The 23102-nt window shown below is 32.1% G+C and carries 20 protein-coding genes; 10 read left to right on the top strand and 10 right to left on the bottom strand.

The annotated features are described in order from the left end of the window. The first annotated feature begins 113 nt into the window (after positions 1 to 113). Entirely contained in the window at positions 114 to 692 is a 579-nt protein-coding gene (locus MUN68_RS05640; RefSeq protein WP_249995689.1) for a non-canonical purine NTP diphosphatase, read from the top strand. An 86-nt stretch (positions 693 to 778) separates the two neighbouring features. On the opposite strand, the gene MUN68_RS05635 is transcribed toward MUN68_RS05640, so the two are convergent. Then, entirely contained in the window at positions 779 to 2203 is a 1425-nt protein-coding gene (locus MUN68_RS05635; RefSeq protein ID WP_249995688.1) for an AAA family ATPase, read from the bottom strand. Positions 2204 to 2506: 303 nt separating this feature from the next. On the opposite strand from MUN68_RS05635, the gene MUN68_RS05630 reads away from it, so the two are divergent. Beyond that, the gene (locus tag MUN68_RS05630) at positions 2507 to 4450 is read left to right on the top strand and encodes a DEAD/DEAH box helicase (protein ID WP_249995687.1); all 1944 of its coding nucleotides are present in this window, start codon (positions 2507 to 2509) and stop codon (positions 4448 to 4450) included. Positions 4451 to 4579: 129 nt separating this feature from the next. Continuing rightward, complete coding sequence (locus MUN68_RS05625) at positions 4580 to 5362, top strand: carboxypeptidase-like regulatory domain-containing protein (protein WP_249995686.1); 783 nt, start codon at positions 4580 to 4582, stop codon at positions 5360 to 5362. On the opposite strand, the gene MUN68_RS05620 is transcribed toward MUN68_RS05625, so the two are convergent. Further along, complete coding sequence (locus MUN68_RS05620) at positions 5348 to 5983, bottom strand: hypothetical protein (RefSeq protein WP_249995685.1); 636 nt, start codon at positions 5981 to 5983, stop codon at positions 5348 to 5350. The two genes, MUN68_RS05625 and MUN68_RS05620, sit on opposite strands and share 15 nt — an antisense overlap. Before the next feature lie 106 nt (positions 5984 to 6089). Next, the gene (locus MUN68_RS05615) at positions 6090 to 6743 is read right to left on the bottom strand and encodes a TrmH family RNA methyltransferase (protein WP_249995684.1); all 654 of its coding nucleotides are present in this window, start codon (positions 6741 to 6743) and stop codon (positions 6090 to 6092) included. A 224-nt stretch (positions 6744 to 6967) separates the two neighbouring features. Here MUN68_RS05615 and MUN68_RS05610 point away from each other — a divergent pair, with 224 nt between their 5' ends. Further along, entirely contained in the window at positions 6968 to 7657 is a 690-nt protein-coding gene (locus tag MUN68_RS05610; RefSeq protein WP_249995683.1) for an SIR2 family NAD-dependent protein deacylase, read from the top strand. Here MUN68_RS05610 and MUN68_RS05605 read toward each other — a convergent pair. The 7 genes from MUN68_RS05605 to MUN68_RS05575 form a co-directional block, all read right to left on the bottom strand. After that, positions 7654 to 8727 (bottom strand): serine hydrolase domain-containing protein, encoded by a 1074-nt coding sequence (locus MUN68_RS05605; protein ID WP_249995682.1) that lies wholly within the window; start codon positions 8725 to 8727, stop codon positions 7654 to 7656. The two genes, MUN68_RS05610 and MUN68_RS05605, sit on opposite strands and share 4 nt — an antisense overlap. 63 nt (positions 8728 to 8790) lie before the next feature. Beyond that, entirely contained in the window at positions 8791 to 9600 is an 810-nt protein-coding gene (locus tag MUN68_RS05600) for a helix-turn-helix domain-containing protein (protein ID WP_249995681.1), read from the bottom strand. Positions 9601 to 9717: 117 nt separating this feature from the next. After that, the gene (locus MUN68_RS05595) at positions 9718 to 9918 is read right to left on the bottom strand and encodes a helix-turn-helix transcriptional regulator (protein ID WP_249995680.1); all 201 of its coding nucleotides are present in this window, start codon (positions 9916 to 9918) and stop codon (positions 9718 to 9720) included. After that, complete coding sequence (locus MUN68_RS05590; RefSeq protein ID WP_249995679.1) at positions 9918 to 10367, bottom strand: hypothetical protein; 450 nt, start codon at positions 10365 to 10367, stop codon at positions 9918 to 9920. Before MUN68_RS05590 ends, MUN68_RS05595 begins: the two co-directional genes overlap by 1 nt. Before the next feature lie 136 nt (positions 10368 to 10503). Next, a complete protein-coding gene (locus MUN68_RS05585) occupies positions 10504 to 11031 on the bottom strand; it encodes a hypothetical protein (protein WP_249995678.1) in 528 nt (175 codons plus the stop codon). A 56-nt stretch (positions 11032 to 11087) separates the two neighbouring features. Continuing rightward, complete coding sequence (locus MUN68_RS05580; protein ID WP_249995677.1) at positions 11088 to 11900, bottom strand: peptidylprolyl isomerase; 813 nt, start codon at positions 11898 to 11900, stop codon at positions 11088 to 11090. 9 nt (positions 11901 to 11909) lie between these two features. Continuing rightward, positions 11910 to 12095: a pyridoxamine 5'-phosphate oxidase family protein gene (locus MUN68_RS05575; protein WP_249995676.1), complete on the bottom strand. Its 186-nt coding sequence runs from the start codon at positions 12093 to 12095 to the stop codon at positions 11910 to 11912. Between the two features lie 153 nt (positions 12096 to 12248). Between MUN68_RS05575 and MUN68_RS05570 the strand changes: the two genes are divergently transcribed. The 6 genes from MUN68_RS05570 (at position 12249) to MUN68_RS05545 (ending at position 23014) form a co-directional block, all read left to right on the top strand. After that, entirely contained in the window at positions 12249 to 12596 is a 348-nt protein-coding gene (locus tag MUN68_RS05570; RefSeq protein WP_249995675.1) for a hypothetical protein, read from the top strand. A gap of 160 nt (positions 12597 to 12756) precedes the next feature. Then, positions 12757 to 15588 carry an excinuclease ABC subunit UvrA gene (uvrA, locus tag MUN68_RS05565; protein WP_249995674.1) on the top strand — a complete coding sequence of 944 codons (2832 nt, stop codon included), beginning with the start codon at positions 12757 to 12759 and terminating at the stop codon, positions 15586 to 15588. A gap of 30 nt (positions 15589 to 15618) precedes the next feature. Continuing rightward, positions 15619 to 16305, top strand: coding sequence for an LOG family protein (locus MUN68_RS05560; RefSeq protein WP_249995673.1), 687 nt, complete (start codon positions 15619 to 15621; stop codon positions 16303 to 16305). A gap of 27 nt (positions 16306 to 16332) precedes the next feature. Then, positions 16333 to 17601 carry an endonuclease/exonuclease/phosphatase family protein gene (locus MUN68_RS05555; protein ID WP_249995672.1) on the top strand — a complete coding sequence of 423 codons (1269 nt, stop codon included), beginning with the start codon at positions 16333 to 16335 and terminating at the stop codon, positions 17599 to 17601. Further along, the gene (locus MUN68_RS05550; RefSeq protein ID WP_249995671.1) at positions 17598 to 20450 is read left to right on the top strand and encodes a gluzincin family metallopeptidase; all 2853 of its coding nucleotides are present in this window, start codon (positions 17598 to 17600) and stop codon (positions 20448 to 20450) included. The genes MUN68_RS05555 and MUN68_RS05550 overlap by 4 nt, the downstream gene beginning before the upstream one ends. 152 nt (positions 20451 to 20602) lie before the next feature. After that, entirely contained in the window at positions 20603 to 23014 is a 2412-nt protein-coding gene (locus tag MUN68_RS05545; RefSeq protein ID WP_249995670.1) for an alpha-ketoacid dehydrogenase subunit alpha/beta, read from the top strand. The last annotated feature ends 88 nt before the right edge of the window (positions 23015 to 23102 follow it).

Raw genomic sequence — 23102 nt, 5'->3', positions numbered from 1 at the left:
TTTATGTCCGAAGACAGCAATCTATTTATCTAACACTATTGGGAACCCTCAATTTTGATGTTTTATATCAATCAAAAGCGTTGTACTTTTGGGTTTCAAAAGAATAAAAGCTGATGCAACTCGTTTTCGCCACAAACAATCTTAATAAACTCAAAGAAGTACAATCTTTAATCCCTGAACATATTAAATTACTAAGTTTAAAAGATATTGGTTGTTTTGAAGATGTACCTGAGACACAATTGACAATTGAAGGCAATGCCATTCAAAAAGCAGAATACATTAAAGAACATTATGGTTACGATTGCTTTGCAGATGATACAGGTTTAGAGGTTGAATCCTTAAATATGGAACCAGGAGTTTATAGTGCACGTTATGCTGGTGAGCAACGTGATGCTGATGACAATATGAATTTGTTATTAAAAAATCTTGAAGAAAAAACCAATCGAAATGCTCAGTTTAAAACTGTAATTGCGCTTCATCTTGAAGGCGAATTAGAAACGTTTACAGGTATTTGTAAAGGTAAAATCACAGAAACCAAACATGGAGTAAAAGGGTTTGGTTATGATCCTATTTTTAAAGCTGAAGGTTATGATAAAACCTTTGCTGAAATATCTCTTGAAGAAAAAAACAGTATTGGTCATCGTGGGAAAGCTGTTAAACAATTAGTTCAATTTCTATCGCAATTGCGTTAACGATGGAACGACCTGTTTGAAATCCTTTTTGTTTTTTTTGCAAAAAGATTGAGTAGTGAGAGCGTGTTAAAACGCCCAAATACTTACTACTCAAATAAAATTGAAATGGTATAATCATTATCTATCAATTCCAATTTATGTACATTCTCAACAACTCCATAAGATGTAATAAAAGTGAGATGCACCATTTTTTTAGTTTTAGTTACGGCTTTTAAACCTTCCTTTTTTGTTCTTATATTTTGTGCATATCCTTTATTAATAATAAACTCGCTTGAATAAAACTTCATTTCGCAAATATTGATGATGTCATCTTTTCGATCAATTAACATATCTATTTGAAATCCTTGAGCAAAATTAGAGTCGCTTCTGTGCAAGTAGCTATTTACTGATGATTGCACTCCTGAAATTTGCAATGCACTTTTAATTTTATCGACATGTTTGATACATAGATTTTCGAAAGCGTAACCACACCAAATTTTATAGGCTTGACTTTCACTAATTCGAGACCAGTTTGTAGATTTACTTTGCCCTTCCATAAATGTAAGATAGAATAAAGAATATTCGTCGGTTAAACGGTAAATCATATCTTTCTTTTTATTTTCTAAAGGTTCAAAAGTCGAAATAAAACCAGAGGTTTCTAATTCATTTAAAATATTAGAAAACCAGCCACCTTCAGACATTTTTGTCCGTTTTAAAATCTCTTGTCGGTTAAGTCCACTAGCTTTACTCGCTAAAGCTTTAATAATTTCTATATGTCGTTTTGCATTATCAAAAAGTGCTGGATATAAATTATCAAATTCTGATTTAAGAATTCCATCTTTAGCAAAACATAAATCCTGAATATTTTGCGGTACACTTTTTCCTTTAGAGATATGATTTAAATAATGAGGTATTCCACCAATTGAAAGGTACATTTGTATCGTTTGATAATCAGTAAACCGGACTGATTTTTCTTCTAAGAATGCCTTAGTTTCGTTTAGCGTAAAAGGCATTAATGTGATTAGTTTAGTAATTCTATTATGCAATCCTCCTTTTGCATTTACTAGATGTTTTAGCATCCATGACGCAGCAGAACCACATACAACTACAATAATTTTTTGTTGAGAAGCCCAATTATTCCACCAATGCCCTAAAGCTTCCATAAAATCAGATTTTCTACTAACAATCCATGGCAACTCATCAAAAAACACTACAGGTTTCACTCTTCCTTTATGATTTTCTAACTCTTTGGTTAACATATTGAAAGCCTCTAACCAGCTTTCAGGTTTACTATAAATATCACCTTGATTAAAATATTTACTCATCTGAAACGTAAAGTTTAATAACTGCTTTTTAGTACTGGCATTTTTTAAACCTGTCATTTCAAATACTTTATTATTTTTATAAACCTGACGTATTAAAAATGTTTTCCCAACACGTCGTCGTCCTATGACTGCTAATAGATGTGCATTCTTATCGTTTTGATAAGATTTCATAACCTGTTGCTCTTCTTTTCTTCCTATGATTTTCATGAAATTTTTATTTAAAAAAATAAGAATTTCCGCGAAACATACTTTTATTACTCGCGGAATCGTTATAAATATAACACTTTCCGCGTGATATAACCATATTATTCGCGGAAATTATATGAAATTCTAAGACTATAAAAGGTGCATTCAAAATAATAGTCTATATTTGCACCTTGAAAAATCCCAAAGAATTGGGATGTTAAATTCCTCAGAGTGAGGATGTGTTACCTAGAAGTTTAAGTGTTTAGTATGTCGATTCGCTTCTTTTGTAACACCAAAGGACATAATCGAATACAAAACAAAAGAATGAGCACATTCAAAGAACTCGGTCTAAATGAAGACCTTATTGCAGCTATTGATGATTTAGGATTTAAAAATCCTAGTGATGTACAAGCAAAAGCAATCCCAATTTTATTAGAAGAAGATACCGATTTAGTTGCCTTAGCGCAAACAGGAACAGGTAAAACTGCTGCATTTGGATTTCCAATGCTTCAAAAAATTAATGTAGACAGTCGCACGACTCAAGGATTGATACTCTCTCCTACTCGTGAACTATGTTTACAAATTACAAACGAGCTTAAACTATATGGAAAATACTGTAAAGGTTTAAATGTAGTTGCTATTTATGGAGGAGCAAGTATCCAAGACCAAGCAAGAGCTGTAAAACGTGGCGCACAAATTATTGTGGCTACTCCTGGTCGTATGAAAGATATGATTAGTAGAAGAATGGTTGACATTTCTAAAATTGAATATTCAGTTTTAGATGAAGCTGATGAAATGTTAAACATGGGATTCTATGAGGATATCACTGATATTCTATCTCATACACCAGATGATAAAAATACATGGTTATTTTCTGCAACGATGCCAAAAGAAGTGTCTAACATTGCTAGAAAATTCATGGATAGTCCTATTGAAATTACGGTAGGAAACAAAAATGAAAGTACAAGCCAAGTATCTCACGAATACTATTTAGTAAACGCAAGAGATCGTTACCAAGCTTTAAAACGTTTGTCTGATGCAAATCCAGATATCTTTTCTGTAATTTTCTGTCGTACAAAACGTGATACTCAAAAAGTTGCTGAGAACTTAATCGAAGATGGTTATAGTGCAGGAGCTTTACATGGAGATTTAAGTCAGAACCAACGTGATATGGTTATGAAATCTTTCAGAAATAAACAAATACAAATGCTTGTAGCTACAGATGTTGCTGCTCGTGGTATTGATGTTGATGATATTACTCACGTTATAAATTATCAATTACCTGACGAAGCTGAAATTTACACACACCGTTCTGGACGTACAGGACGTGCTGGTAAAACAGGTATCTCTATGGTGATAGTTTCTAAAAGTGAAGTCCGTAAGATTAAAAGTATCGAACGTATCATCAAGAAAGAATTTGAGAAAAAGGAAATTCCTGATGGAATGGAAATTTGCGAAGTACAATTAATGTCGCTTGCAAACAAAATACACAACACTGAAGTTAATGACGAGATTGACAAACATTTAACAAGTATTAACGAATTATTCGAAGATACAGATAAAGATGAATTGATTAAAAAATTCTTTTCTGTTGAATTTACGCGCTTCTATAATTATTACCAAAAATCTAAAAAACTGAATGTTCCTAGCTCTTCTAGAGATTCTGAAGGCGATAGTGGTGGTCGTGGTTATGGCGGAAGTAAAAATGAATCACGCTACTTTATTAATGTAGGACGTAAAGACGGTTACGATTGGATGAAACTGAAAGATTTCTTAAAAGAAGTTTTAGAGTTAGGTCGCGATGATGTCTTTAAAGTAGATGTAAAAGACAGTTTTTCATTCTTTAATACTGAAAAAGAAATACAAGAGAAAGTATTAGCCTTTTTTACAGATTTCAAACATGACGGAAGATTCGTTAATGTTGAAGTTAGTGAAGACAGAGGTGGTGGCGGAAGAGGTCGTGGTCGTTCTGGTGGTGGACGCTCTTCTGGAGGAAGACGCTCTGGTGGTGGAGACCGAAGACGAAACGATGACAGACGTTCATCTGGAAGACGTAGCGATTCTGGTTCTGGTAACAGAAGTGATAGACGCTCATCTGAAGGCTCAGGAAGGCGTAGTGACTCAAGAGATCGAGGCGATAGACGTTCTAGTGAAAGTTCGGGAAACAGAAGTGATAGACGAAGTTCAGGTGGAGATTCAAGATCTTCAAGACGTTCAGAAAGCAGTTCTGGATCTGACAGACCAAGACGTTCAAGACGTAGAGATTAAATATAAAAACCTCGTAACAATTATGTTGCGAGGTTTTTTTAAACCTTCTTGTTAATATTAAGTCAAAATATTAGGCATTAGTTTAGTTATTTACTTTTGTTTACTACTTTTATATCGTAATTTTAATACATGAGACACCTACAAGCACTTGCTTTTCTTTTTTTTACAACAGTTATATGTGTTGCTCAAGATGTAACGTCTGTAAAAGGAACTATCATTGATGTATCAACAGATCTTCCAATAGATCGTGTGAATATTGTAAACTTAAATCAAGTTATTGGTACATCATCTGATGATGAAGGTGTATTTGAAATTAGAGCTAATGTTAATGATACACTTCACTTTTCATATTTAGGTTATAAATCTATAAAAGTAAGAGTCACAAACGATTGGCTTAAATTTGGCAATACAAAAATCGGTTTAACCGAATTGGCCTTAGCCCTTGAAGAAGTTGTTGTCAATCAATTAAAACTGACAGGTTATTTAGCTGTCGATATTAAGCAAGTACCTATTAAATCTAATTATAGATACAGTATTTCTGGACTATCAAACAAAGGTTATGAAGCAGGAAGTAAGAGACCTAATGCTGTAAACAAGGTTTTAGGTGCTATTTTTAATCCTGCAGATTTCTTACATAATATGTTTGGAAAAAAACCAAACGAATTACGTAAGCTCAAAAAAATGAAGCAAGACGATGAGATTAGAAATAACTTGGCATCACGTTTTGATAGAGAAATGCTTTTAGTCTTGTTACAAGTTGATAAATATGATTTAGACGAAATTATAAATCAGTGTAATTATTCTAAAGACTTTATTGAAACTGCGAATGATCTTCAAGTTCTAGATGCCATTAGTGAATGCTACGAAGAATACAAAGTATTAAGCAGAAGTAAAAAATCAGGTCGATTTTAAATCATTGTATTCTTGAAACTTCTTACAGGTTCTTGCAAAAAACACTAACCAAGTTACTATTCCAATAAATTTAGTACCATCTTCTGCTAACTTAGTAATGTATGGAGATACATCACGTATACAATTATCTATTAACATAGAAATTCCAAACCATCCCAAGGCAAATATAAACAGGATAAAATCTGTAGTAAGAATTAGTTTATAATATCGATACAAATAAACAAGCATCATTATTCCATAACATAAAAACACAACTTTTTGATGAATTCCTAAAGAAGGAAATAACGTTTCGTGAAACATGAACGCATCATCTAAACCTAAAAGCATCGTAATATAAACCGAAGCCTTTATAAACTTTTGATGTTCTTTATTAGCAATAAATTGAACGCTATACATGCATATTGCTGCAGCAGCAGACCACAACAAAATTCCTACTTGAGATAAAAAACCTGCATAAATAGGAAGCTCTCCAATCACTGCTAAATCATTTGTTAAAATTTCTAATGGCACATCTTTATGAAAATGAATCCCTAATAAAGTCCCTAACAATATTAGACCAACAACAAAAATTAATAGAAACGAATAAAGCAGTGTTTTTAATTGATTGATTAAAACACTCATTTTTATATAATAACTAATTAAAAACGAATCTATTCATCTAAAATTAATCAGCAAATTATATCGTCTTAAGTGTCAGAATATTAGATTAGTGACATTAAATAAACAATTATATTTGATAAAACCGTTCAATAATCTCTTCATTACTTTTAATTGTTTTCTTACACCAATCTAATCGTTTTTCTTGCTGCTCTACTTCTGTAAGTTGCCAGTTGATATTAGATTGTTTCAGTTTTGTAGTTACATGTTGTAAGATGATAGCAGCTGAAACTGAAATATTCAAACTTTCGGTAAATCCAACCATAGGTATTTTCAAAAAACAATCTGCTTCATCAATAACGTCTTGAGATAAACCTTCTGTTTCTCTTCCGAAGAAAAAACAAGATTTTTTTGTGATATCAAAATCATGAAGCATCGCATCTTTCTCATGAGGAGTTGTTGCTACAATTTGGTAACCTTTCTGCTTTAAATCTAAAATCGTTTCCTTTACAGAATTATATCGATTTAAATCAACCCACTTCTGTGCTCCCATTGCAATTTCGCGATCAATACTTTTGCTATTAATCTCTTCTACAATATTAACTTCTTGAATACCAAAGACATCGCAACTTCGTATTACAGCGCTTGTATTATGCAATTGATACACATCTTCTGTAGCCACAGTAAAATGCTTGGTACGTTGAGATAACACGTTTGCAAAACGTTCTTTACGATGTTCTGTGAGATACGTTTCTAAATGTTCTAGAAGATCTAAATCAATCATACGCTAAGGTACGAATGTCATTTCAAGGAACAAAGATACGTTACAATCTTTTAATTAAAGATAGATTTATATAAGTTGAGACAGCAAACGCAAAAGACCTAACTTACTATGACATAAAATTGTTATTTTTAGTTTATGAAACGAGCATATTCAAAATTTTATCACTTGATAGAATGATTAATAGCAAATAGCAGGTGTCAATAAAAAACAATTAACATAAACACATGAAGAAACACATTGTGGTATTAACTGGTGCTGGAATGAGTGCTGAAAGCGGACTAAAAACGTTTAGAGATGCCAACGGATTATGGGAAGGTCATAATGTAATGGAAGTTGCTACTCCTGAAGGCTTTCAAAAAAATCCAGAATTAGTTTTAGAATTTTATAATCAACGTCGTAAACAGCTATTAGAAGTCAAACCAAATTCTGCGCATTTCGATTTAGTTGATTTAGAAACTGATTATAAAGTTACAATCATTACTCAAAATGTAGACGACCTTCACGAACGTGCTGGAAGCAATGATGTTGTCCATTTGCATGGTGAATTATTAAAAGTGCGAAGCACAAGAAATGAAACCGACATCCAATCTTGGACCAAAAATCTTGTATTAGGTGATTTATGCGTGAAAGGCTATCAATTACGTCCACATATTGTTTGGTTTGGTGAAGCAGTTCCTATGATTGAAAAAGCAATGGAAATCTGTGCAACTGCTGATGTTTTAGTCATTATTGGCACCTCTATGCAAGTCTATCCTGCTGCTAGTTTGATGCATTATGTTCCAGAAAATACACCAACTTATTTTATTGATCCTCATCCTGCAATGGATAGCAAAACTGCTTTGAAAGTGATTCCAGACACTGCGACTTCAGGCATGAAAACATTAATCGACTTACTTAAAACCCGCGAATTTTAATTAGCCTCTGTTGTTGGAATAATATAAGTATTCATGATCTCATCTGTATAATTGTGAGCATTACGATTGTTATAATTTGTAGCAGTAATTACAACCGTAAGATTAAGCTCTGGGCAGGCTAAAACTTTGTTTCCTCCATTACCAGCCATGTAAAACGATTTATACATTTTTGTTTTTCCGAAGCTTTTTAGCCACATAAAATACCCATAATCTGTGTCATCATATGCTTTAACTTTTGGCATCGTTGCTTTTTCTATCCAAGATTCAGAAATAATTTGTTTACCATTCCATTTTCCTTTGTTGACACACATTTGAATCAGTTTTAAAAAATCTCTACTTCTATATTCGCTTCCTCCTGCTGTATTCAAAATACCTTTAGGCGTATAATTTAAGGTGTAATCTGTAATATCAAGAGGTTCAAATAAATGCTTTTTGGTAAACTCCACTAAATCTCCATTTATAGCATTCTGAAGAATTTCAGCTACTGCAGCAGCTTTAGCAGAAGCGTAAGCAAAAACTCTTCCGTAAGGTGCATCCTCAGGCTTTGGTCCAAAAGGATATGAACGTACAGGCAAATCGACTAAAAACTGAGTCCAATCTTCAATAAAATACATACGTTCTTCATGTCCTCGAGAATGCCAATTACTATCATCACATTCTAAAACAGAAGTCATCGTTAGTAAATCTTCAATGGTAATGATCTCTTTGCGTTTATCAGGATTTTTAACTGGTAAAGTATGTTTCAAATAAGTAAATATGTTATCTTTTTCAGAGGCTACAAATCCTTTGTCTATAGCTATTCCTGTAAGTAATGTTGCCATCGTTTTAGTTGCAGAACGTGTGTTATGCTTTGAGTCAACAGTATTATCGTTGTAGTATTTTTCAAATAAAACTTGACCATTTTGAGCGACTAATATACTCGTAATTTGTTCGTACTTACCAGATTTAACGATGCTGTCCATCTCATTAAGTAATAGCAATGACTTACTATTAGCCTTTGAAAAATCGAGTTGAGCGCTAAGTTGTGTTGAGAAACATAAGCAAAGTAAAAGAAGGCATTTAAATTTCATGTTTTGATTTTTATGTTAATAGTCCAAATATAAAACTCGATTTATTTAAAAAATAGAATGAAATTAACATGCATTAATTTTCCTCCTATATTGCTTTGGAGTCATTCCTATATAAAGTTTAAATAATCTGATAAAATGACTTTGGTCTGAAAATCCGCTGAGATAGGTTATTTCGGTTAAGGACAATTTTGAATTCATCATATAACCTATAGCTGTCTTCACTTTATGTTGTCTAATGTAATCGCCTAAGGTTGTTTTTAAATGTTTTGGAACTGCTCTAGAAATGTGAGTGGGATGAACTCCTAGTTGTTTTGAAAGTGCATCTAAACTTAGGTTTTGATTCACTTGATGCAATATATCCTTTAGTTTTTGAATCCATAAGGGTTCGTCTAAGGTTTTTATAATATGTATCGAATCTATGCCTTCGCAAAGTTGTAATAATAACAATTCAACAGAAACCTGAGAATAATCGTCATCACATTTAAACTCGAAATAGAGTTTTGCTAATATATGGTGAAGTTTAGGATTTTCAATTAACTGACTTCCTTCCCATAAATTTAAATCTAACTGCTTCTCTTTAAACCATTGTCGCTCAAACTCAATATGAAAACCTTTAGCATGATCAGAATGTTTTGAATTAAAATGTGGCTCATCCCAATTATAAAAAAACAGACTTCCTGAAGAACAGGCTGTTTGCTTTTTCTTATTAATATCAAACAAACTCCCTTGTAGTACATACATTAAATAAGGGTTTTCGTGGTAATGCCAATCTGTTTCTTCCTGTAAATAATTGTATTCTGAAAGCATAACTCCATCATAATTATGCTCAGATTTCATGATGCCATAATATTCACCTTTAGATAATATCTTCATAATTGACTTTAAAAATTTAAAACCTATATACTAAAGATATAAAAACGATACAATTGTTACACTTTTAAAATAGCTGTGACCACATTGAGAATTAATGAAACGATTAGAAGTATTAATTTAATCATTGTCAGAGAGTTTAAAAAAATCATTAACTGGTTTACTAAACACCATTGAAAGTTTTAAAGCTAAAACCGTTGAAGGCACATATCTATTAGCTTCAATAGAATTTATCGTTTGACGTGATACACCTATTTTTTTGGCTAAATCATCTTGAGTTAAACTCAAAATAGCGCGTTCTACTTTTATTGTGTTTTTCATTATCGCATACGTTTTAAAGTATGAAAACATAAGAGCTGAACCATAAGAATAAATAACAATAATTGGAAATCGCCAATGTCATGAAATTCTTCACCTTCTGGTTTCATTGCATTAGAAACACCATATTCAACAAATGGCATAACTAAAGCATAAATAACACCTGCTACAAATGCATAGGTATAAGATTGCATTCTTAATTTTACGACCATCTCATCTTCTACTTTATCTCTAGCAATAGACATAAATAGCATACCTATTAAAAGTACTTTTTTAAATACTTCTTTAAGAACTTCTTGATCTCCTTCCATTGCAAATGCTCTAACAAACATCATTACAATTGCCAAGCCTGCTATTAGCATTCCTATCTTATAAAAATAATGAGGCAATCTAAAATTAATTAGTCTTTCTAAACCTTTTCTCTCACATTCAATAAAACTACTCTTTTCCATAATTGACAAATATACTTTATATTAAGTAAAATTATTTTTACTATATGACAAATATACTTTACATTTTGAAATTGTACAAATAAAAATCACTATTTACTAAAAACAGTGATTTTAAAATTATTAAAAACGTCTAAGTTTACGAACTCTTCTGCCCAACAAACTGCTGCGTTTTCAGTTTAAAAAGCACATTAAAAGTGGTTAAACTTCCGTAGCTCCTCGTAATGTATTGCTGAAGATCTATTTTTTCTTGTTCATCAAGATTCTTACTGGAGTTAATTTTTTGTTCCATCACTCGAAGTCGGTCTCTAACCATCGTTATCTTATGGAAAAAACCATCAATAGGAATCTCTTTGCTTTGCAAACTTGTATCTCCAGGTTCTAGAATTAATTTTCCACCTTTCCATTTATCAGCTATTGAAATGACTTCTGTGACATCGCTCCATTTTTTCAGAATCTGAACTAAACTACTTTCAACATCAAAAAAGCTAACCGTATCTACTTCATCTTCGGCAGCTTCAATAACTTCAAATTCACTATCAAGCTCGATAGTTTCTAATCCGTTTTCAATAAACGTCACCCAATAATGTTTTGATGTGACATTAGTAACGACACCTTTGCCATATTCTGAATGATTAATTCTTGATCCTATTCCTAATAATTTCATGTGTATTTTCTTTTGATTTATGATTAACTAAAATATAAATTTATATGATAAATTCATTATCTAATTCTTACAGATTTAATGATAACATTTTTAACAGGTCGATCCCATTTGTCGGTTTTCACCTTAGCCATGGAATCAATAATGTCTAGACCCTCAATTACTTGTCCGAAAACGGTATAATTCTGATCTAAATGAGGTGTTCCTCCTATCGTTTTATAAACTTCACGTTGTGTTTGCGGAATGCGATATGTTTTAAAATCCGTGAAGTATTTTACCATATTATTAATACTATCATTTAAAATCATGAACTGATTTTCATCATCTTCTGCCTTTTTAAAAGCAGTCCAAAGCGCTTCATTTTCTGGCTGGTTTAAAAAATAATGCCTTGCCAGCATTTTATTAATACGCGAATCAGCAACTTCTAATAGACTATCATTATAGACTTTACCTTGAACAATAAAAAACTGCATCGCACTCGACACTCTTCCAAGAGATTCAACTCTTGCAGTTGATAAAGCTCCTTTTTTATGAAATAAGTCTGGTTTAAATTCCGCATTAACCGAATACTCTAAATCACCTTCACCTAAAAAGTCACCAAGTTTTGCATTTTTACTGTCTGGATCTCCTCCTTGAATCATAAAGGTTTCTATCACACGATGAAACAGTAAACTATCATAAGCCTTATCATTAACTAGTTTGATAAAATTGTCACGATGTAAAGGCGTTTCATTATGAAGCTCAATCACCATTGTGCCATAATTGGTTGTCATTTCTACAATAGTTTTATCTTGATCATACTTAGAACTATAACTTAGTAAGAATAAGCATACTAGTATTGTAATTGCAATTCTAATATTTGTTTTCATCATTAATTTGATTCAATTCTGTTTGATATTAAGAACCGTTTGAGGTGATGCAATTATGGCTATAATTATAGCATCAGGCTCATAATAATCAAAAATTTCTTTTGGCGAAACATTAGGTATATTATCTATAGAAGCTGTATCCAGACAGCTTAAATTACTTTTATCGATATAATTTTTGATGTTTTTTATAAGAAACATGTTTAGGATTTGCAAACAATTTAATAAAAGAAAATGAACAAAAAGTAATTCCTAAGGAGATTGTGAATAAACAGTTAAATCTTTTAAAAAAAATTGTTCAGAAAGTTAATAATCAATATTTTAGTGAAATTCTCAATTTAAATATCTTTTATTATGAAAAAACTAGTACTCACACTATTATTTTTAGGGGTTTGTTTTTATTCTAACGCGCAAGATCAACCCAAAATTGGTGACGAATTAATAATAAATGAGCCTTATGCTCAAAATTTTAATTACATAAACTTTCCAAAACCAAATATATTAATCAAACGTGGTAAATTAGGAAATTACTCAAGTGTATATGACAATATCGTTATTGTAGACAAAGTGATTACTAAAGAAAATGGTAAAACGTATGTGATTCTTAAGAAAAAAGATGGAAGTCAATTTTTCGGATTTTTAGCAAAAGTAAAAGCGAATTACATTGCGTCAATTAAAGCTAAAGAATTAAGTATTTTATAGTTCAAAACAATCATGAAATTAAAACACTTTCAATTCTAAATGTTTTATTCCAAAAACGAAACAAGTCTAATTGTTACAAGTCTAATCTTCAATTAAATTAACAACTAAAAATTGTACCTTTGCAACTTTGTGAGCAGAACTCGCATTTTCAGGTTAATTTATGAGCAAATTCCACGAAACCATAGAGGTTAAAGGTGCCAGAGTGCATAACTTAAAAAATATAGATGTTTCCATTCCACGTGAACAATTAGTTGTTATAACAGGTTTGTCTGGAAGCGGCAAATCATCTTTAGCATTCGATACAATTTATGCTGAAGGTCAGCGTCGATATATTGAAACATTTTCTGCATATGCAAGACAATTTTTAGGAGGCTTAGAACGTCCTGATGTTGATAAAATTGATGGCTTATCTCCTGTTATTGCAATCGAACAAAAAACAACAAGTAAATCTCCTCGATCTACTGTTGGGACGATTACAGAAATTTATGATTTTCTACGTTTGCTTTACGCTCGAGCTAGTGATGCTTACAGTTATAATACTGGAGAAAAAATGGTGAGTTACAATGATGAACAAATCAAGGACCTCATCAAAGCGAGTTATAAAGGCAAACGCATTAACATCCTCTCTCCTATTATTCGCTCTAGAAAAGGCCATTATCGAGAACTGTTTGAACAAATTGCAAAACAAGGGTTTGTTAAAGTAAGAACTGATGGTGACGTTCGTGATTTAGTGAAAGGCATGAAGCTTGATCGATACAAAATGCATGACATTGAAATTGTCATTGACCGACTGAAAATTGATGATACTGCTGATAATGACAAGCGTCTTTCTGAAACCATAAATACTGCAATGTATCATGGTGAAGATGTATTGATGGTTCTCGATCATGACACCAATGAAACGCGTTATTTTAGTCGAAATCTTATGTGCCCTTCATCTGGAGTTTCCTATCCTAATCCTGAACCTAATAATTTTTCTTTCAACTCACCAAAAGGTGCTTGTCAGACATGTAATGGGATTGGAACTTTATATCAGGTCAACGAAAATAAAATTGTTCCAGATGAAAATTTGTCTATTAATGCTGGTGCTCTAGCGCCTCATGGTCCGCAAAAAAGCAGTTGGATTTTTAAGCAATTCGAAACCATAGCACAGCGTTTTAGTTTTAGTCTAAATGATACTTTTAAAACGATTCCTGATGAAGCCAAACAAATGATTATGCATGGTGGAAACGATAAGTTTTCAGTTGAAAGTAAAAGCTTAGGTGTAACTCGTGATTATAAAATAGAATTTGAAGGTGTTGCTAACTTTATTGAAAGTCAGTATAAAAATGCAGAAACAACATCGCTTAAACGTTGGGCAAAAGAATACATGGACAAAGTCTCTTGTCCAACTTGTGAAGGCTCAAGGCTTAGAAAAGAATCGCTGTATTTTAAGGTCAACGGGCTTAACATCGGAGAACTTGCTGATAAAGATATTGTAGATTTTGCTGCATGGTTTGAAGATTTAGAAAACAACCTTAGTGAAAAACAATTCAAAATTGCTGAAGAAATTATAAAAGAAATTAAAGCAAGATCGAAATTTTTATTAGATGTTGGTTTAGATTATTTATCACTTAATAGAAGTTCAAAATCACTATCAGGTGGAGAAGCACAACGCATTAGATTAGCAACTCAAATCGGTTCACAATTGGTAGGTGTACTTTATATTTTAGATGAACCAAGTATTGGTTTGCACCAACGTGATAACGAAAAATTAATCAATTCCTTAGTCGCGCTTCGAGATATTGGCAATTCTGTAATTGTTGTAGAACATGATAAAGACATGATAGAACGTGCAGATTATGTCATAGATATTGGTCCGAAAGCAGGGAAATTTGGTGGAGAAATTATCAGTATTGGTACTCCTGAAGAATTACTAACTCACAAAACTTTAACCGCAGATTATCTCAATGGTCAAAAAGAAATTCCTGTTCCGAAAAAACGACGAAAAGGGAATGGTAAAAAAATTGAACTTAAAGGTTGTACAGGAAACAATTTAAAAAACGTTTCGATAAGCCTTCCTTTAGGAAAAATGATTGGTATAACTGGTGTTTCAGGAAGTGGAAAATCAACACTCATTAATGAAACACTTTATCCAATAATGAATGCCTATTACTTTAATGGCGTCAAAATACCAATGCCTTACAAAAGCATTAAAGGATTAGAGCATATTGATAAAGTGATTGACATTAACCAATCTCCAATTGGAAGAACGCCAAGAAGTAATCCAGCAACGTACACAGGTACATTTAGCGAAATACGAAGTTTGTTTGCTAAAATTCCTGAAGCTTTAATTAGAGGTTATAAACCAGGTCGCTTTAGTTTTAATGTTAAAGGTGGTCGATGTGAAACCTGTCAAGGTGGTGGTTTACGTGTAATTGAAATGAATTTCCTTCCAGACGTTTATGTCGAATGTGAAACCTGTCAAGGCAAACGATTTAATAGAGAAACTCTTGAAATTCGCTATAAAGGGAAATCAATTAGTGATGTTCTCAATATGACCATGAACGAGGCTGTCGACTTCTTTGAACACATACCAAAGATTCATAAAAAACTAAAAACAATCGTCGATGTTGGCTTAGGCTATATCACGCTTGGCCAACAAAGCACAACGCTTTCTGGTGGTGAAGCACAGCGAATTAAATTGGCTACAGAACTTAGCAAACGTGACACAGGAAATACCTTCTATATTTTAGATGAGCCAACTACTGGCTTGCATTTTGAAGATATTAGAGTCTTAATGTTAGTCCTGAACAAATTGGTAGATAAAGGAAATACGGTTTTAATCATTGAACACAACTTAGATGTGATTAAAATGGCAGATCATATAATTGATATTGGTTATGAAGGTGGACAAGGCGGTGGAAACATCGTTGCAAAAGGAACTCCTGAAGAGATAATTAAAGATAAAAAGAGTTACACTGCTAAATTCTTGAAAAAAGAATTAAATTAGCCAGTTGACTTAAAATTAATAAGAATATAAATGAAGAAAGAACAAAACACTAAAGGTTGGAATGAAATTAAGACCAACGATTCTTGGGCAATTTTTAAAATTATGGGTGAATTCGTAAACGGTTACGAAAAACTCAGTAAAATTGGACCTTGCGTTTCCATTTTTGGATCTGCAAGAACAAAACCAGATCATAAATATTATAAACTCACAGAAGAAGTAGCTACCAAAATTGTAGACCATGGTTATGGTGTCATTACAGGTGGTGGACCTGGAATTATGGAAGCTGGTAATAAAGGCGCACATATTGCAGGAGGAACTTCTGTAGGATTAAATATTGAATTGCCATTTGAACAACATGATAATCCGTATATCGATTCTGATAAAAGTTTGGATTTTGATTACTTCTTTGTTAGAAAAGTAATGTTTGTAAAATACTCTCAAGGTTTTGTAGTGATGCCTGGAGGCTTTGGAACCTTAGACGAACTTTTTGAAGCCATGACTTTAATACAAACCAATAAAATTGAAAAATTCCCTATCATCTTGGTTGGAACCGATTTTTGGGGAGGTTTAATGGATTGGGTAAAATCTACCTTACTCGAAGAAAAAAATATCAGTCCAAAAGATTTAGATTTAATCCACGTTGTAGATACTGCTGATGAAGTTATTGGCATTTTGGACGGTTTCTATAAAGACTATGGTTTAAGTCCAAATTTCTAGAACAAACATTCACTTTTTAATAGTGCTATGAAAAAGAAACTATGTTTGTTTGTATTGATTTGCATCTTTGCATTTAAAGGATTGCACGCACAAGAGAATTTTAAAATAATGTTTTACAATGTTTTAAATTTTCCTTTAGAAGATGCAGTACCTAATCGCTTACAATATTTAGAAGCCATTTTAGATGACTACAGACCTGATATATTTATGGTTTGTGAGTTAAATAATATAAATGGTGCACAAACCATATTGAATTCCCTTCAATTTTTAAATCCAAATATTGAAAGCGCCATATTTGAATTAAATACGTCTGACGACAACATTAGTGATCAAAATGATCTTCAGAATTTAATTTATTATGATAGTTCTAAATTCATCCTTGAAAGCCAAACTATTGTCACAAGTATTTACAGAGATTTTAATCATTATCGAATGAAAATCAATTCATTAGAATCTGATACAAATCCAGTATTTATTGATTTTATTGTTTGTCATTTAAAAGCATCTAGTGGCACTGAAAATCAAGCACTTCGTCTTCAAATGGTTGAAGATTTAGTGGCCTACTTAGATGCATTACCTTCGGACAGCAATGTAGTTCTGGCTGGAGATTTCAATGTATACACGCATTCCGAACCTGCATTTCAAGAACTCATAGATACTGATAATAACAATAATATCGACTTTATAGATCCTGCAGATCAAATTGGAAGCTGGCATAATAACACTAGTTACATTGAGGTTATGACACAATCTACAAGAACACAAACAGGTTTTGGTGGTGCTACTGGAGGTTTTGATGATCGATTCGATTTTATTTTGACGTCGGAAAACATGCAAACAAATCCTGAAATTAAATTTGTAGAAAATTCATATAAGGTTTTTGGAAATAACGCAAACGTACAATGTTACAATCAAGCAATCAATTCATCAGATTGTAGTGGAGCAGATTATTCGTCCTTCATAAGAAATGCTTTGCATAATTTTAGTGACCACCTTCCCGTTACATTAGAGTTACAAACGAATCAAACATTATCATTAGAAGAATTTACAACTCTATCTGCAATGCAATTTGTTGGTTCTAATGTCATCAACAACACTTTAATGCTTAAACTAAATCCTTTAGCTCAATTAAAAACGGTAACTATTAACAATAGTTTAGGACAAGTAATTAAAACTATAACTGTTAAAAATTCGTTATATATTGAAGAAAGCATGTCATCTATGTCAAATGGTATATATTACATAACATCGCAAGAATTACAAAATAAACCATTAAAATTCATCGTAGCACATTGAAATTAAAACTGTTCATTTTTGTTGCATTTAGTTTGCTCTTATTTAAAATAGGTTTTGGTCAAAATTCTATTGATCTAAAAGCCGATTTTGATGTGGAAAATAAAACCATTCACATACAACAGAAAATCATATATCATAACACTAGTGACGATGCGTTAAAAGTGATTTACTTAAACGATTGGAATAATGCCTACTCAACAAAAAAAACACCATTAGCCAAACGATTTGAAGAAGAATATAGTCTTAAATTTCATCTTGCAAAAAATGATCAACGTGGTTATACAACAATTACCACTTTAAAAAATAATGCTGACAAAGACCTAATTTTTAGCCAGCTTGATGAGCATCCAGATATTGTAAAAATAGACTTAGATGCACCACTTTTACCTAATCAAAAATATGAACTTAATTTAAACTACAGTTTAGTTCTTCCAGATGAAACCTTTACTGGTCATGGCATTAGTAAAAACAAAGAGTTTAATTTAAAATACTGGTATCTCACACCTGCAGTTTACAATGGAAAGTGGCAAATTTATAGCAACAAAAATCTTGACGACCTCTATACACCAAAAGCGCATCTAAATTTTGAAATTAAACTGCCATTAGGATATACTTTTGTTTCTGAATTAAATACTATTGACATTCAACAAACTAAAGACAATCAAACCATAATTTTAGAAGGCCAAGACAGGGTTAACACAACATTTATATTAGTTAAATTCTCTAACTTTAAATTTGTTCAAACCGATGATTTTAATATCATTTCTGACATTAGTAGTAAAAACATTACTCCAAATCAAAAAGCACTAATAACAGATAAAATAACACGTTTTATTACTCAAAACCTTGGAGAATATCCACATCAACGTTTATTAATTACTAAAAGCGATTACAAAAAAGATCCGCTTTATGGTTTAAACCTTTTACCTGATTTTATTAGACCTTTTCCTGATAGTTTTCAGTACGAATTAAAATTGCTAAAAACAGCTCTTAAAAATTATTTAGACAACACACTTTTAGTCAATCCTAGAACAGATTATTGGATAAAAGAAGGCATTCAGATTTACTATTTAATGAAGTATATCGAAACCTATTATCCTGACACCAAAATGATTGGTACTCTAGCAAATATTTGGGGAATTAGATCCTTTCATGCTGCAGATTTAAAATATAACGATCAGTTTGTAATGTTTTACATGCAAATGGCAAGAACTAATATTGATCAAGCACTAACAACTTCTAAAGATTCTCTTTTAAAATTCAATTCTAATATTGCAAACAAATATAAAGCTGGTGTTGGCTTACGGTATTTAGATGATTTTGTAAATGGAAACACTATTGAATCAACACTAAGTCAGTACTTAACTGATAATAAAACTGAAATTACATCATCTAAAAACTTCGAAAACCTACTTAAGAAAAATACAGATAAAGATGTCGATTGGTTTTTTACAGATTATGTCAATTCTAGAAAAAAGATTGATTTCAAAATCAAAAAGGTTGAAGCTACTGAAGATTCTATAACGCTAACCATTTTAAACAAAAGAGATCATAAAGCACCTGTTTCGTTATTTACGCTAGATAATGATTCAATTCTTTCTAAAACCTGGATAGAAAACATAAACGAAAAGAAAACAATTACAATCCCTAATGATGGAAACAATAAGTTTGCTTTAAATTATGACAATACCATTCCTGAGTTTAATCTTAGAGATAATTATAAATCGTTAAACAGTAATTTTTTAAATAATAAGCCTCTTCAATTTAGACTCATTCAAGATGTTGAAGATCCATATTACAATCAAATCTTTATGATGCCCTTATTAGAATTTAAAAACATCTATGATGGAGTAACATTTGGCGGGAAATTTTACAACAAAACATTACTCAGAAAACGACTTAATTATAAAATATCTCCACAATACGCTACCAATTCAAAAATAATTACTGGTAGAGCATCTGCTCAATATACTCAGAACATAGAAAACAGTAATCTATATGGTATTAATTATGGATTTGGCGCAAGTTATGCTTCTTTTGCTGAAGAGGCTTTTGTTACTCGTATTACACCAAGTATTTCCATGAATTTCAGAAATGATTCTGATTTTAGATCTGATGAATTTAAAAGTTTGAATTTTAGATTCCTTTCCATTAGTAGAGATGTTAATGATCCTACAATTTTTGAAGTTGATAATGATATTGTAGATGTACCAGATTATAATGTTTTTAATGTAAGATATGTTACTGGAAAACCTGGTATTATCAATTTTGAAAAATGGTTTTACGATTTTCAGCTTGCCGAACGCTTTGGTAAAATAGCTGTCAACTACGAATACAGAAAACTCTCCCAAAGTAATCGACAATTTAATATTCGCTTTTTTGCAGGCACATTTTTATACAACAAAACCGATCCAACATCAGATTATTTTAGTTTTGCGTTAGATAGACCAACAGATTATCTTTTCGATTATAACTACTTAGGTCGATCTGAATCTTCTGGTATTTTTAGTCAGCAAATTATTATTGCAGATGGTGGATTTAAATCCATGTTAGAAACACCTTTTGCAAACCGATGGATGACAACTATTAATGCAAGTACCACGATTTGGAGATATGTTGAAGCGTATGGCGATATAGGTTTAATAAAAAACAGAAGCCATAATCCAAACTTTGCTTATGATTCTGGTATTAGATTAAACTTAATCACCGACTATTTCGAAGTTTATTTTCCTATTTATTCTAATTTAGGCTGGGAAGTTGGACAACCAAACTACGAAGAACGTATTCGGATTTTATTCACCTTAGATCCAGGGAAACTTTTAGGACTATTTAGGCGACGATGGTTTTAGAAAATTCTTAACCAAAATCTAATTCATTAAACAATTTTAAGAATTTCATAAAAAACATGTCGTTTTTATGATAATTCAATAAATTTATAACAGTTAGCATGGTTGTAAACCATAGAAACTTTAGCTAAATTTGTAACATATATTAAATGGCTATGCAAACCGACTCTAATACAAAAACCGATTTAACTTTTGAAGACTTCAAATCTCAAGTTCTAAACGACTATAAAATTGCTGTAACTAGTAGAGAATGTAGTTTGTTAGGTCGACGTGAAGTATTAACTGGCAAGGCTAAATTTGGCATTTTCGGTGATGGTAAAGAAATCCCTCAACTTGCTTGGGCTAAAGTCTTTAAAAATGGAGATTTTAGATCTGGATACTACAGAGATCAAACGTTTATGATGGCTATTGGTCAATTAACTATTGAGCAATTTTTTGCTGGCTTGTATGGTACTTCAGATATCAAATCTGAACCCATGTCTGCAGGTCGTCAAATGGGAGGACATTATGGTACACACAGTTTAGATGAGAATGGCAATTGGAAAAACCTAACGGAACAAAAAAACTCAAGTGCAGACATCTCTCCTACTGCTGGTCAGATGCCTCGCCTTTTAGGATTGGCACAAGCTTCCAAAATATATAGAAATGTTGAGAGCATTGATACCACTAAGTTTTCTAAAAAAGGAAATGAAATTGCTTGGGGAACTATTGGTAATGCAAGTACAAGTGAAGGTTTATTTTTTGAGACCATAAATGCTGCTGGTGTTTTACAAGTTCCAATGGTTATTAATATTTGGGATGATGAATATGGAATTTCTGTTCATGCCAAATACCAAACGACTAAAGAAGATATCTCAGAAATCTTAAAAGGATTTCAAAGAGATGAAGATCATAAAGGTTACGAACTGCTTAAAGTTAACGGTTGGGATTATCCTGCGTTAATAGAAACCTACCAAAAAGCAGAATACATTGCACGTACTGAGCATGTTCCGGTTATGTTACATGTTGTAGAATTGACACAACCTCAAGGTCATTCAACGTCTGGTTCTCATGAACGTTATAAAAGTAGAGAACGTTTAGATTGGGAAGAAGAGTTTGATTGCATTGTACAAATGCGAAAGTGGATGATTAGCAATAATATCGCAACTCAAGATGAACTTGATGTTTTAAATAAAACCATTAAAAAAAACGTTCGTGAAGGCAAAAAGGCAGCTTGGAACACTTATTTGAATCCAATTAAAGACGAACAACAGGAAGCTATACGTTTACTTTCTGAGCTTTCTGAATCTAGTAGTAATAAAGTATTTATCAATAAAATTGTAGAACAGCTCAAAAGCATTGACGAACCTGTTAGAAAAGATATCGCTTCTGCAGTTAGAAAAGGCTTACGATATGTGATTTCTGAAGATGCTATCGAAAAAGATAATATTCAAGCTTGGATTAGTTCTTATATGACATCCAACCAACCTAAATACAGCTCGCATTTACACAGTACTTCAAAACATGCTGCGACTAACATCAAAGAAGTATTACCAACTTACGATAACAATGCTGAACAAGTAGATGGCAGACTCGTATTAAGAGATAATTTTGATGCAATTTTTGGCAACTATCCTCAAGCTTTAGTGTTTGGTGAAGATGCTGGAAATATTGGAGATGTCAATCAAGGATTAGAAGGACTTCAAGAAAAATATGGCGAACTTAGAGTTTCTGATGCTGGAATACGTGAAGCGACTATTCTCGGACAAGGGATTGGTATGGCAATGCGTGGCTTAAGACCAATTGCCGAAATACAATATTTAGATTACATTTTGTATGCATTACAAATCATGAGTGATGATTTGGCCACACTTCAATATAGAACGCAAGGCAAACAAAAAGCACCATTAATTGTAAGAACTCGTGGTCATAGACTTGAAGGCATTTGGCATTCTGGCTCTCAACTAGGAGGTATTATTAACCTTATCAGAGGCATTCATGTTTTGGTGCCTAGAAATATGACAAAAGCAGCAGGATTTTACAATACTCTTTTAGAAAGTGATGAGCCTGCACTTATTATTGAATGCTTAAATGGATACCGTTTAAAAGAAACAATGCCAAATAATATTGGTCAGTTTAAAACACCAATTGGTGTTGTAGAAACTATAAAAGAAGGTTCAGATATTACATTGGTATCTTATGGTTCTACACTAAGAATTGTTGAGCAAGTCGCAAAAGAATTGATAGAAGTTGGTGTTGATGCTGAAGTCATTGATATTCAGTCTTTACTTCCTTTAGATATCAACCATGATATTGTAAAAAGTGTAGCTAAAACCAATCGACTTATGGTCATCGATGAAGATGTTCCTGGTGGTGCATCTGCTTATATTTTAAATGAAATTATAAATACACAAAGCGCATTTCAACATCTCGATGGTCAGCCTAAAACATTAACTGCACAGCCTCATCGTCCAGCTTATGGCACTGATGGAGACTATTTTTCGAAACCTTCTGCGGAAGATATTTTCGAAGCCATTTACGATGTCATGCATGAAGCAAATCCAAATGATTATCCTAAATTAAGATAATTTATATCATATAGAATATCAAAACCTTTCATATTATTGAAAGGTTTTTTTAATAATACTCTTTCCTAAATGACATTAGTCATAAAAT

Source organism: Psychroserpens ponticola, from assembly GCF_023556315.2.
Lineage (GTDB): Bacteria > Bacteroidota > Bacteroidia > Flavobacteriales > Flavobacteriaceae > Psychroserpens > Psychroserpens ponticola.
The sequence above is the reverse complement of the archived record's forward strand: the minus strand, read 5'-3'. Positions and strand labels throughout refer to the sequence as shown.

Bases quoted from the DNA above. Each gene is read 5' to 3' on its own strand.
- MUN68_RS05640 (WP_249995689.1), top strand. From the start codon at position 114: ATGCAACTCGTTTTCGCCACAAACAATCTTAATAAACTCAAAGAAGTA.
- MUN68_RS05635 (WP_249995688.1), bottom strand. From the start codon at position 2,203: ATGAAAATCATAGGAAGAAAAGAAGAGCAACAGGTTATGAAATCTTAT.
- MUN68_RS05630 (WP_249995687.1), top strand. From the start codon at position 2,507: ATGAGCACATTCAAAGAACTCGGTCTAAATGAAGACCTTATTGCAGCT.
- MUN68_RS05625 (WP_249995686.1), top strand. From the start codon at position 4,580: ATGAGACACCTACAAGCACTTGCTTTTCTTTTTTTTACAACAGTTATA.
- MUN68_RS05620 (WP_249995685.1), bottom strand. From the start codon at position 5,983: ATGAGTGTTTTAATCAATCAATTAAAAACACTGCTTTATTCGTTTCTA.
- MUN68_RS05615 (WP_249995684.1), bottom strand. From the start codon at position 6,743: ATGATTGATTTAGATCTTCTAGAACATTTAGAAACGTATCTCACAGAA.
- MUN68_RS05610 (WP_249995683.1), top strand. From the start codon at position 6,968: ATGAAGAAACACATTGTGGTATTAACTGGTGCTGGAATGAGTGCTGAA.
- MUN68_RS05605 (WP_249995682.1), bottom strand. From the start codon at position 8,727: ATGAAATTTAAATGCCTTCTTTTACTTTGCTTATGTTTCTCAACACAA.
- MUN68_RS05600 (WP_249995681.1), bottom strand. From the start codon at position 9,600: ATGAAGATATTATCTAAAGGTGAATATTATGGCATCATGAAATCTGAG.
- MUN68_RS05595 (WP_249995680.1), bottom strand. From the start codon at position 9,918: ATGAAAAACACAATAAAAGTAGAACGCGCTATTTTGAGTTTAACTCAA.
- MUN68_RS05590 (WP_249995679.1), bottom strand. From the start codon at position 10,367: ATGGAAAAGAGTAGTTTTATTGAATGTGAGAGAAAAGGTTTAGAAAGA.
- MUN68_RS05585 (WP_249995678.1), bottom strand. From the start codon at position 11,031: ATGAAATTATTAGGAATAGGATCAAGAATTAATCATTCAGAATATGGC.
- MUN68_RS05580 (WP_249995677.1), bottom strand. From the start codon at position 11,900: ATGATGAAAACAAATATTAGAATTGCAATTACAATACTAGTATGCTTA.
- MUN68_RS05575 (WP_249995676.1), bottom strand. From the start codon at position 12,095: ATGTTTCTTATAAAAAACATCAAAAATTATATCGATAAAAGTAATTTA.
- MUN68_RS05570 (WP_249995675.1), top strand. From the start codon at position 12,249: ATGAAAAAACTAGTACTCACACTATTATTTTTAGGGGTTTGTTTTTAT.
- uvrA (WP_249995674.1), top strand. From the start codon at position 12,757: ATGAGCAAATTCCACGAAACCATAGAGGTTAAAGGTGCCAGAGTGCAT.
- MUN68_RS05560 (WP_249995673.1), top strand. From the start codon at position 15,619: ATGAAGAAAGAACAAAACACTAAAGGTTGGAATGAAATTAAGACCAAC.
- MUN68_RS05555 (WP_249995672.1), top strand. From the start codon at position 16,333: ATGAAAAAGAAACTATGTTTGTTTGTATTGATTTGCATCTTTGCATTT.
- MUN68_RS05545 (WP_249995670.1), top strand. From the start codon at position 20,603: ATGCAAACCGACTCTAATACAAAAACCGATTTAACTTTTGAAGACTTC.